This window comes from Luteibacter sp. (assembly GCF_009912395.1).
GTDB lineage: Bacteria > Pseudomonadota > Gammaproteobacteria > Xanthomonadales > Rhodanobacteraceae > Luteibacter.
Genome location: NZ_WNDO01000006.1, coordinates 1 through 12061, shown reverse-complemented (window position 1 = coordinate 12061; position 12061 = coordinate 1). Strand labels below are relative to the sequence as shown.

The following is a 12061-nucleotide window of genomic DNA, read 5'->3' as shown; positions in this document are numbered from 1 at the left end:
GCGACAACGGTAGATGTGGAAACGCCCGCGCAAGCGGGCGTTTCTTTTTGCGGATGAATTACCCAGCGCGCTCGGAACCGTCCGCCCGCTTTCGTGTCATCACACCTACCCGAAGCCCCATGGGTTTCAGCAACTTCGCCACGGTATCCAACGTGGGGCTGGTGAGGCCGCGCTCGATATCCGCAAGCCCACGCGCCGATACGCCGCACAACCGCGCGTACTCGGCGATCGTCAGCCGCAGCGTCGTGCGAACGACGCGAATCGTATCGGGGACAGATCGCTCGGGATGGCTATCGATATCTTCGAGCAATGCCAGTCGCACTTCGAGCTGTTCGCTCGCCGACATGGGGTTGAATCGCTTATCCACGATCAGAACGCCTCGATCTGGCGCACGACGTTCTCGATCGTCGCGCGCTGCATGTTCACCACCGCCTCATCTACGCCAAGCGCAAGCGCATTCGCGGGCAATGCCTTCAAGGCGGGCAACATAGTCGTGAGCGCGTCGAGAAGTGGCTGTTCGGGAACACCGCCTGCCTCGGCAGCCTGCCGTACGGCGCTACGCCACACGGGATGCCCCACATCGTCGTCATCCCAGCGCATGCGTCGGGCGATGCCGTCCGGGTGAAGCATCATGGGCGCGAAGTCGAATACGGGCGTCAGGCCGATAAAACCATCGGCGCGGCGCTGGATGGCCGTATTGCGCGCGTGGTTGTCCTTGTTGCCCAAGGCCACGTTCGCCACGTCCCGACGAAGGTATTCGACAACGTCACGCAGCGGATGCGTGCAGACGGCCGCCATCCGCCGGCAGACCGTATTGTGGGAAGGCACGTCGCCAAACCCGGGGATTTCGCACAACGAGGCCACGCTCTCCTGCGCATGACGCAGCACACGATGTCCTTCGACCTCACGATCGAAGCGAGGGATAAAGAGCACGCCAGGCGCGTAACGAAGCTCGCCATGCACATGAAGGCCCAACTGCCGCGCCAGCGGCATGTAAAGCGCTTCGAGGCGAAGGATCGACTCGGTGGAAGCATGCGTTCCGACCGCAAACTTCACCAGCCAGTGCTTGGCCACGTCATGGTCGGGCAGCGCATGATCGAGGTAGTAGAGCCCGTCCCGACCTTCGGCCAGCAAGAGCTTGGGCCATTCGCCCTGCACACCCGACGAACCACCGATGAACGCGCCATGGGTCGCCAGGTAGTCGATGAAGTCACCGTCGCGGGCAACGATGTCTTCCCAGGTGAATCCCTGCCGGTCATCCACGACATGCCGCCCGAATCGCTCCGCCGCCTCGCGAATACGGGCATTACCCACGGGATTGCCCGCACCCGCACACAGCAGCGCCCAGTCCGCCGAAGCGCCTGCCGTCGCGGACAAGCCCATTTGCCGGAGCAGCCGCTGACGCCCGTAGCCCTGGGGCAACAGATCAGTCAGGTAAGGCGGCCAGGTGCGTTGGGTATAGGTTTCCAGCGACACCGGCGCATTGACGCCCAAGGCGGCCGCGTCGTTTCGGTCCATGAAGTCGAACACATAGGACAGTTCGTAGCCGACATCCGCAGCCGCCTCCCATCCACGCTCTGGCGGATCGCGCAGGGACACCACCGCCGCCTCACGCCAGGCGTCGTCCATCCAGACCTCAATGTGGGCTTCGTTCGTCATTTAGGCATTTTTATAGCATAAGAAAGCCAAAAAATAAGCATATAAAGACTATTATTATGCATAAATAAGCTCACCGAGCTTTGCGGGGTGCCCCTCGATCCGCCAGTGAACGACGCGCTCAGCGCTTGCGCTCTGGCACCATCGCCACGGCAGCATCTCAGGCTGGGCGAGAAAGCGTAGCTTCGCTACACTCCCTGCTCCGCAAGGGCCTATAGCTCAATGGTTAGAGCAGAGGACTCATAATCCTTTGGTTCCAGGTTCGAGTCCTGGTGGGCCCACCAAGTCGAAACGCGACGGCGCTGCTGCGTAGCCACGAACCCATAAATTGTCCGAATGGACAGCTTATGGTGCACACGGCACGGACAATATATGGTGCTTGCAGCAAAGCGCTTGGATGGGGTTCTGCCCCCCTTGGCGGGCAGGGGGGCTCAGGCGCAGCAGCCCAGCTCCAGCTGCACAGGAAAAGTAGAGCCGCCATTTCGCGCTCAAGATCGAAAGCGATTAGCCGATGCAACGGCTGTAGCACCCTGTCAAAGTCACCTAGCCTATGGATCTCATATGAAGAATGGAATCGTCCTTGTTCTGCTTACGGCCATCGTCCTTGCAAGCATCTCGGGCTGTACATCTCTGACTGAAAAGCGCAAAGCGTATCTCCAAGAGGTGTCGAACACCGCAGGTCCAGATGCTGCCGATTGCGGAATGTTTCTCCCGGGATCGGATGTCTCGCCAGGCATGGCATGTGCCGCCGAGCATCTGAAGGCGCACACACCCTTTAAGTTGGTGTGGCAACTTCACGATAAGAGAGTTGCTGGTGACGATAACTGGCTTGCCATTGCAGCAGGCCCGAACCCTTACAAGATCGTGCTGGACACAACAAAGAGTGGCAAGCCGCTAAAGTCTCCCTGCATCAAATGGGACTATCGGGCTCCAAAGGGTGACAAACCGGCAGAACTCGAGTGCGACTTCACTGCTCCTGGACACTTTTGAAAGTTCGCAAACTAAAACGGGAGCATCTTCTAGGCACCTCGCGAGATCCTTTCTGCCGTCGCCTTGCAGCCTTAGCATGACCAAGTTAAGACGCTGTCGCGCATTGTTAGGAGTGCGTCAATGACATTAGAGAGTGTCAGGGAGAATCAAATTGCCTGAAGCAGGTGGATCAGCTACGCAGGCTGGAATTTTCTATCAAAACAGTGTTGCAGCACTGTTTTTGGTCGACCTCCTGAACTTCGATCCTCTTCCTGCGCGCGAGCGCGTAATCGAGGTCCAAGTAGAGGCGCCCGAAGACGTAGACGATATCGTCATTAGCTACGCCGATGGCCACCGCCAATATGTGAGCGTAAAGCTCAGTCTGACTATGAGTAGCAGCGGCTGGGAGCAGCTATGGGCTAGCTTCAAAGCACAGCACCTGTCTTCGCGTACTGGTTCCGATGACCCGCTGACAATTGTTGTAGGGGACTCTTCCGGCGACAGCCAAGCACTCAAAAGCCTTTGTGAGCGGTCATCGTCTTCGCTTAACGGGCAAGAGCTTCGTGGACGCCTGACGCAACGGCAAATGACAATCTTCGACAACATCGCGAAGATTGTTGAACTTGAGACCGCTTTCGAATTGCTTAGGCGCACGTCCGTCCGCCACCTAACTGAGCTAGAGATTGCGAATGAGATCGGGCATCGGCGGCTTGCAGGAGGACAGACAACGCCTCCTCAATTGCTTTCCATGCTGCGAGACATTATCGGCGGTCAGGCACGTCGACGCGGCGTGTTTCGCGCCGCGCCGCTCCGTCGCAAACTGAAGCTTGAATTCAACATTGAACTGTCTGAGCCCCCCGAGTGGGGGCTGACGTCGTATCGTGCCTTGGTTTCCCGTCCTTCTCGGATTGATGACTTGTTTGATCAACTCATCGGCATGGCGTGGGATCTATATCATGTTCGTCAACTTGAAGAGAACATGACCTTTAAACCTTCTCCAGGAGCGCGATATTTCTTTCCCGCACTACTGACTTTCGACAAACGATTCATAGAGATCATTGACCTCTATCCACTTAGAGCCCTTGCATACAAAGAAGGATCACGCACTCCCATGCCATTTTATGCGGGAGATTGGCGTGAATTTATGGCGACTTCTGAATCTAGTAGGCAATTTGCCTTTGATCGTTACTACTCATCTGAGGCACGTGATCAGCGCTCAAGTAGCAGAGATGCAGTTAAGATAAAGCTGGAGGCTACGATTGAAGAATTGATTTATTCAGTTGCCAAATTGGCCTCCATAGAACCAATGCGTCGCAGCTCATAAAAGTGGTCTGTATCATGGTGCGGTAAAAATGTGTAGTCCGATCTAAAGGCCAATACGTTCATGCCCTTCAACAGCCGACGAGATAAGCGGCAGATATTTAAGAGCTAACAATGGACAATTTCTACAAAAAGCCGAACGATCAAAAGCTGAAGCGGGGACCAAAACAGAAGGCTTCTGTCGAAGCAGAAAAAGCAACTGAAGCGCGGGAAATAAGACTAAAGGCCCACAACAATTGGCCGCGCGCGCAAGAATCACAGGCGGAACGCGACTTCGCGCAATTACTCGACAAACTGGCTCCGAGTATCGTTATGACTCCGTATCCATTCTTAAATGGAAATACGGAAGCAAATTTTCATCGTCATTTGGGAATGCTAATCGACGCATTGGACATGCTTCCCAGAAGACCTGACCATGCCTTCGATCTCTGCTTTCGAAGCCTAGATGAGCTTGCTCAAGAGTTGACGAAAAAGGGGACTATTACTGATGCGCTTAATAGACTTGGCAGTCACGTTTGCCATAGCCTGTCGAGCGCGCAGTCATGGAAGAACTCCATCGACAAACTTAGTGTAAACATGCCAAAAGTTTCTGGACGATACCTTGCCCAGCGATTACTAGATGTATTGGACACTCAAAATGATCCACTGAAAAATCGCGCAGTGACTGTTCTTGGTGGACCATTTTGCAATGACTTTTTTAAAAAATACCGTACAGACCTCCCGTCATCCAGATCTCCTGAGGAAGCTGAGAAGATACTCGCGACAGCGAACAATCGTGCGGGAGAATTTCTGTCGCTCTTAATGTCATCAAGAGCGCCCCTCAATATCCCCCCGGGGCAGGAGACAAAGTACGCAGCATATGAAAGACTAGATCTTTCAAATCCTGACAATGTTTTTGATCAAGCAAAAGCACTTTCAGTGATGTTGTCGCTTCTAGCGTACAACGCCCGCAATGAACGCGTTCACGGCTCGTCACTTTCCCCCTTCAGGTCCAGCAAAGCGTCTTTAACTACATATGCCAGCTATTACTTTCAGTTTCACTTGATCTACGCGATTGCTGTCGGACTGATGATCGAGTCCTTTCCTGGCTGCGGTGATTCGATCAGATGGAACGCTAATGTGGATGAAAATATGGGGAAGTATCACTCAGTATTTGGGCCATACAGCCGTAAGACATAAGATTCGATGGTGGAATGCGCGTGCTACCGAAGGCTAGCGGACATTAGAATTCGACTCGAAGCGATCAAGCACGGATAAAAATATCGGGAATATTTGACCTATAATCTGTCCGCAATGGGAAAAATCGGACAAGATTTGCCTCCCAACCACGGACAACTTATGGGTTCGTGGCTACTGCGCGATCTGACATAGTTTGGGCAAAACGGCCGAACTATCGCGGACGTCCGACAAAGTTGGCCGCGCAATACCGTCCTAGCTGCTGAGAGTACTTGCCACACAAGGATAGGTTGTCCAAGTCGGTCAGCTTACGGCGCAATTTCAGTAGTTGCTGTCATGAAAGCGGGTGGCGACCACTCAAGACCATGCGCCAGTTGTAACGGTGCGACGCATGTGGTTTTGCCCCGATTTCGACTCCTACCATCTCCACTAACGTGGCCGATCTCCCCAACACAACGCGGAAAATGGCTCTATGCGGCTGATTCCTTCGATCTCGCGTGCCAATGCCCCTCCTTCAGGTCAAGCATCCAGGCGAGGATGTCTGAATGCTGTCCTTCGTTGAGGGACATCCCAACGAAAATGCAGTCACCAGTGCGACGGTGTTCACAGCGCTCAACAAGGTGGACGCCAGCGAAGCCTGATACGAGTCAAAGGGCTCCATCCAATTCCTTTCGCAGAGAGAGCCGTGCCCGCCGGTGCTGCAGGTACGTAGCACGTGAGACGAGATCGAGCATATCCGGTAGGCTATTCCATGTAACCCTTTGGGAGGCACAACGGAATGACGTTCGATTCGCTGAGGGGAGCTCTGGCTGCATTGAGCGCGACAGGTGAGAAGGGATTCGAAGGGCTCATCAAAGAAGCACTCTCGCAAGCCACAACAATCCGTTTCCGCCTGGCCGCCAGCGGCACCCAGGCGGGTACGGACGGTGACTCTGACGGTTCGATCAACTGCATCGGCTACGAATGCAAGCTCTACCGCTCAACCCTGCCTGCCGACTCCGTAAAGACGAAACTTCTTTCGCTTCAGTCGAGGAACGATGTTGATTTGTGGTTGCTTTGCACGACAGTCACAGTTAGCGCGCAACTCGCGCAAGAGCTTCGAGAGAAAGGTGCTGACTTCGGTCTTGAAGTCCAGATCTTTGATTGGAACGCCGTCGCCGGCATCCCCCGCCTTGCTATCCTTCTCGCATTAATTGACGCTTCACGGCTAGAGTCATTCTTTCTTGAAGCTAACGTTTCGTTAGCAGAAAGGACAGGCGCTCGTAAAGAGCTCGACGACTTTCGCTCATCACCAGAATTTTCCGGAGAAGCGAACAATCTTTCACAGCAGCTGGACGTTCCCTATCTTAGCTTTGAAACAGCGAGGCGGTCCAACAGCGCGTGGTTGACCGCCGTACTCTCTGACCCGAACGAAGCCCGCTACAACCTCGATCAACCTATTGCTCCGCTCGACACAAGCGCACGCCACCCTCGCGTCTTTCGAGAAACATTAGTATCGCAAGTTCAAACCCACCTTACGGCGAGTGAAAGTCCCTCACTCCTTATGCTGACCGGCGATGAAGGCGTCGGTAAATCATGGATCCCATTCGACGCGTGGCTTCGAATGGATGATGCCCCTCTTCTCCTTTTCGTGTCCGCAGGAAGGTTAGCTGCGATGCACGGAAGACCAACCATTGTAGACATCGTCGGTACGTTTCTAGCCGAGCAGATTGACAACAAGGGGCTACCGCGGGACTCTCGTCGATGGCAAAGAACTGTGCAACGTTGGTTTAATGGCACACGCCCGTTACCACTCGCACTTGTCATAGATGGCATCAACCAGCGTCCAGACCATGACTGGGGTTTTGTCATCGGTCGGCTTGCCTATGAGCTGGGCAAACATAACGGTCGAACTATCGTATCAACGAGGCCGGACTATTACCAAGGCGTGGTCCAAAGCCGGCTCCCCGTACAACCCTCGCACATTCCTATTCCCGAGTGGACGGAGACGGAGCGCGACAACATTCTCGAGTTTGTGGCGGGCGAATCCGCTGCCAAACTCGTTTCGCCTGTAGCAAAGGCGCTGCGAAATCCGCGATTGCTATCAATTGCGTTAAACCTTCTCGGCGAGCGTGCACTGAGAGATCTCAGGGAAGTCAGTATCCCTCACCTCATTTTCGAGCACCTTCGCGTGACTGCCAGGGACTCATCAGAGCATGTGGACGTACGAAAATTCCGTGAACAGCTCAAAGAACAAGCCAAACGAATTTTTGACGCGACAACAGACGGCGAGAGAGCAGCGCTTCGTAAACTCGGCGACCTCGGGGCTGCTGCCGAGGGGCGCTTTCTTCGGCTTGTTGACGAAGACACTGGCCTATATGAGCTATCCGAAGACGGGCTAATACTGACACTTGGACTGGCGCTCTTCGATCGAATTCAGGCGGCCATTGAGGCGAATATCGACGTCAATGATCTCATGACGCGCCTGATTGATCCTATCGCTGCCCCAGACATAAGCGCAGATGTGGTTCTCGCCGCCGCACTTGCTGCTGACCTGCGCCGAAATGATACCGGAGAAACAGCGATGGCCGCGCTTCTTGTTGCCTTCGTTGACCTCCAAAATGTTTCAGGCGAACGTCTTGCCGGATTTATGGCCCTAGCTCGCAAAAGACCAAGACCTTTCCTACGCGCAGCGGAGAAAATCTGGCTTGAACACCCTCGCCCATTCCGGGCTGATTGGCTCGAAGGAGCTCTTGCACAATACTATTCCGACGATGACGCGTGGCCGATCGCCATTTGCGAGATCAATCGTTGGCTTCGATACTACTTCCCGGAACATGACCCCGGTTTTCGACACGAGTCGGACGGAGGCTGGGAGGAGCGTGCCGCGCGAGGACGCAAAGAACTCGCTGAGCGGATCGAGGCCCTGACGACAAGCGAACGGGCATCTCTTGCTCGTCTTACGCACTCCACAAAGAACGTGTGGGCACTGTCAGATCTCGCGTTCTGACTGATTGCCGGACACCCTCTCACACCGTTCGTACATGCTCTTTCCGACTGGGCGTTTAGCTATCAGCTCAATCCGATGCCATACGCACCACGCATTGAATTTGACTGGTTAGGTAATCACAACTATGTCGACTGGGTTCAGATGCGGGATGTTGCAATCTCAAGCGTAGACGCGATGGGATCGGACTCCAGTCGCACCGGATTGTGGGTCCAATTGCACATACTTTGCTTTACCGGAGATTCCGCAGATGGAGCGCAGGCCAGCAACATCCGCCGCCATCTCAACGAGACGAACTCTGAGCTGCAATCTTTCCTTCGAACTAGCCCGCAACCATATATGGAAGCGTTAGACCCCGACTGTCAGATACCCCGGATCAAGGCATTCGAAGACCAGCAAACGTTGATAGATGTCAAAAGCCTCTACAAGACGTTCCATACTGGCGACGACGACCATTTTCGCGAACGGGATTTGCCCAAGTTGGTCCGAATGCGTCCTGACTTGGCCATTGCCAAAGGTCGCGAGCTGATTGAGAACGTCCTTACCCGCTCAGGGCTGGCGCTCCGGCAAGGCCTGATTGCCTTGCGAGACGCTTCGCTTCTCATCACGCCTGAAGTCGCCGCCTCCCTAGTCAGGTTTCGCCGAGACAGATTCCCAGATTTGTCCATCGACATGGAGGATAGCGAGCGAAAATTCCAGTCATGGTTGTTTCTTATGCTCGCATTCCCACACCTTTGTGGCGACGATCAGCTCCTGGCTCTGATGGACCCCGCCGTGGACACGTCCTTCCCGATCCAAATGATGCCCTCGTTTAAGCCACCCACTCCCGGCCACCTGGAGAGGGTATTGGATGAAGCCCTATCTAAGAAATCTCGCGAGCAGTGCCTCGTAGCAGGGTTTCTCGCTCAGATAAACATCCAGCCGCCTCGTAGTATGGCAAAATTCATCGAACATCTTCTTGCCGGAGATGATCGTCTCTTTGGTATATTGCTTCTTATAAAACACGGCGACTTGGATCGCATTTCGACTTTTTCACGAAGTGCTTGGTCTGCGAAGAATGAGATTCACGATGCGATCGCCTTCTTCGGATCCTTGGCTCTTATAGAGGCTGTCCGAAAGCAACTCATAGCTGCAGACGATATCGCGACACGTATCACCGTTGAATCCTGGGGCTACCTTGCGCAAAGCGGCGCGGATGGTGCTCGGACGGTTATCCGACTTGTCGGCGAATTCATCCAGCGAGCCTCGGAATCCGACGTGGCCAGACCGGTGATCGATATTGAGCTACAGGCCCGGCCTGGATATTGGCCTCGCCGTCTGCACGATGTCTCCAGACGAAAGTCGAAAGACAATGAAGACATCATATCTTCCGGTGATTTAGCAGATGAATTAATAAATCACCGTCGGCGATCTGATGAAGACAGAAACGAGTTCCTCTGCATCATGGACGGTTTGGTGCAGAAAGATGTGGAGTTGGCAATACGACCACTTCTCCCGCAAGACATGGATGCCATCGCTAATGCCAGCCCAAAGACGATGGACGCATGGGCTACCTCCCTTCTCGATATTTCGCGTGAGAGAAAACCTTTGACCTATACACTTGCGATCTTCGTGGCGATCCAGATCGCGGGAGACGACGACGAAAAGGCCATGGCACTCCTTGATAGTTACCGGACAACTGAGCCTATTGCATCAGTCGTCATCGGATGGCCGGAGTATTCACCGATTGCAAAGTTAGTTTGGGGTGCCGGCGCCGGCGGTGCCTGGAGGGAATTACGCCGCCAGAGGTTAAGGCTCGCCAAAAACGATCATGAGCTTTTCTTGGAGGCAGTAGCCGCAGAGGCAGAGGGCGCGTCTGCGGTGCTGCTTGAACTTGTCGATGAGCTTCTCAGCGATATGCATCCATCGCATCAGGCGCGCGGGCTGATGCTTCTTGGGTTCATGGATACGGCCGGCAGTTCAAAATCACGCATTGATGCCTGGAGCGAAAGCCATGGACTTCCGGGCCAAGCCCACCGAGCTGCGCTGCGCGCCTGGCAGCGCAACAAGTGGGCCCACCACTGGTTCACGAAAATGGTGTCGGCCGACACGGACGAGGAAGCTTGGTGCCATCAGGTCCTCTTTCTTGAATGTGTCGACGCGCGTATCGAACATTGGGGCCATGGGTTCGCTGGCGGAGCATCCAAGCATCACCGCCTGACCGGAGGCCTCGAGAACACAATCAAGAATCGCATCTCACAGCAGAAGGAACGTCGCATGAGCAATCTCTTCGGATCCCCCGCTCCCCGCGACGAGTTTCTCCGGCGGCGTGGGGAATTGGCCTAGTCGACCCAGCACAATATGCGGCAAAATCAATAGCTTGACTTGCAAATGGAGATGGTGGACAAACTATGTAAGACAGTGCGGCCAAACTACGTCAGATCGCGCAGCTGCGCCCAGAAATCCGGCAAGCCAAGCTCAAAACGCTCAGTGCAGTGGAGGATTCTGTGAATTGCAGCTGGTGCAAGAGCCGACTACACTTGCGCTTCAGCGGTAGCTGTATGGATACCTGGGTCGCGGCAAAGTTAGACACGCTGATGTTGCGGGCTATGCTATGTTGAACATCACGCCACTCAACCTCTTCAAGACGCTCGCCATCTGGCGGTACATACCGTCAGACGACCAGACCGCGTTATACCAAGACTGCCACTCAAATACGGAGTGAGGGGCACGTCAAACGACTAACTCACCATATTGAGTATCGTTGAGGAGGCTCTCGCTTGATGCGCAGCTCGCCTCACCGCCCGTTGTTCGCGTAATGGCATTCACACTTGACGCGATAAGAATTGAAAAAATCTGCAAACGCATCGTGCAATTCACGCGCCCACAGAAGCCTGTTTGCATGAGGGTCAAAGAAACGTCGGATCGCCTCCGGGTCTTCACGAAGATGAAACGTTTTGTTTCGAAACTCTCGAAGTGGATTTCGGTGCCTTTTAATCAACTTCCCCAAGGCATCGCTCTTCGGTATCAACTTGTTAAAGTCTGCTGGGCGACTATTCAGCAAGAGAAGGTGCATTCGAAGATTCTCGAAACCTTCGCATGTCACAGCAAGAAAGCCCAGCCAAGAGGACATATAGAGCTGCATGTCAATGATCTTACGATGACTCAAGGAATTGTTCTTTTCCCATTTTCGATGCAAATTGTCGTAGTTTTCGAGCATTAAGTCAGCAGCATAAAAGTAATGGCTGTGAAGGACCAGAACAATGTCCAAATTGCGAGCCGGGAGATTGTCCTCAGGCAGTCTACAATCAATATCAATAGCTAGTTGACGTGGAAGGTTCGCGAAGTAGTAGAGAGTGTAATCTGGGCAAACCAGATGCCCTTCCGAAACTGCTGTTTTGAAATACCCGTCGAGAGTATCCTCACTCTCAAATCCATATGTCGACAACCGCTCTCTAGCAAAACGAAGCAGGCGCCACGCGTCGAACCCGTTAATCTCTCCACGTCTCCCGAAATCAAAATCAACCTCTCCATCGGGAAGATAAACCGCACATCCAACGCCATGCTTCACGTACGCAATATCGCCATCAAGTCGTCCATTTCGCGGAATGCGGGTTCCAGCCCACTCCAAGCTTGAAGTCGGCATTCTGATACCGGACCTATGCATGAGCACCAAAGCCTCATGGACCATCGCCTGGTAATCGCGGATCAGATCAACCAGCTGTTTCTTCACAGAGCCATTGGCCTCCGCTTTTGTCATTAATCATATAGCTCTTCGGGAGTGGAATACGTGCCCATTAACGGTGTAACGGTTCACGGCATCCCCTTACGCTTGGGCGTAGTCAAACTGATCTTGCCCCCGTTTCACGGACACCCCTATAAGCGATTAACTATCGCAATAGGAGGTGGACGATGACCAAGAGCAAGGCAGGCAGAAAGGGGCAGGAGTTCAGCCTGGAGTTCAGGCAGCAGGCA

General features: G+C 54.0%; 8 protein-coding genes and 1 tRNA gene. 6 read left to right on the top strand and 3 right to left on the bottom strand.

Annotated elements, in window-relative coordinates:
- Window positions 1-58: 58 nt before the first annotated feature.
- Together GAK28_RS07700 and GAK28_RS07695 are read right to left on the bottom strand one after the other, a co-directional pair.
- Complete coding sequence (locus GAK28_RS07700; RefSeq protein ID WP_291776790.1) at window positions 59-367, bottom strand: helix-turn-helix transcriptional regulator; 309 nt, start codon at window positions 365-367, stop codon at window positions 59-61.
- A gap of 2 nt (window positions 368-369) precedes the next feature.
- Entirely contained in the window at window positions 370-1659 is a 1290-nt protein-coding gene (locus tag GAK28_RS07695; RefSeq protein ID WP_291776788.1) for a HipA domain-containing protein, read from the bottom strand.
- A gap of 205 nt (window positions 1660-1864) precedes the next feature.
- Between GAK28_RS07695 and GAK28_RS07690 the strand changes: the two genes are divergently transcribed.
- The 6 genes from GAK28_RS07690 to GAK28_RS07665 all read left to right on the top strand — a co-directional run bounded on the left by GAK28_RS07690 (window position 1865) and on the right by GAK28_RS07665 (window position 10432).
- A tRNA-Ile gene (locus GAK28_RS07690) sits at window positions 1865-1940 on the top strand.
- 277 nt (window positions 1941-2217) lie between these two features.
- Window positions 2218-2646 (top strand): hypothetical protein, encoded by a 429-nt coding sequence (locus GAK28_RS07685; protein WP_291776787.1) that lies wholly within the window; start codon window positions 2218-2220, stop codon window positions 2644-2646.
- Between the two features lie 151 nt (window positions 2647-2797).
- Window positions 2798-3949 carry a hypothetical protein gene (locus tag GAK28_RS07680; protein WP_291776786.1) on the top strand — a complete coding sequence of 384 codons (1152 nt, stop codon included), beginning with the start codon at window positions 2798-2800 and terminating at the stop codon, window positions 3947-3949.
- A 110-nt stretch (window positions 3950-4059) separates the two neighbouring features.
- The gene (locus GAK28_RS07675; RefSeq protein WP_291776785.1) at window positions 4060-5124 is read left to right on the top strand and encodes a hypothetical protein; all 1065 of its coding nucleotides are present in this window, start codon (window positions 4060-4062) and stop codon (window positions 5122-5124) included.
- Between the two features lie 775 nt (window positions 5125-5899).
- Window positions 5900-8110, top strand: coding sequence for a hypothetical protein (locus GAK28_RS07670; RefSeq protein ID WP_291776783.1), 2211 nt, complete (start codon window positions 5900-5902; stop codon window positions 8108-8110).
- Window positions 8111-8446: 336 nt separating this feature from the next.
- On the top strand, window positions 8447-10432 hold the full coding sequence (locus GAK28_RS07665) for a hypothetical protein (RefSeq protein WP_291776779.1): 1986 nt from the start codon (window positions 8447-8449) through the stop codon (window positions 10430-10432).
- Between the two features lie 451 nt (window positions 10433-10883).
- On the opposite strand, the gene GAK28_RS07660 is transcribed toward GAK28_RS07665, so the two are convergent.
- Window positions 10884-11819, bottom strand: a complete 936-nt coding sequence (locus GAK28_RS07660; protein ID WP_291776777.1) for a hypothetical protein — start codon at window positions 11817-11819, stop codon at window positions 10884-10886.
- Between the last annotated feature and the right edge of the window lie 242 nt (window positions 11820-12061).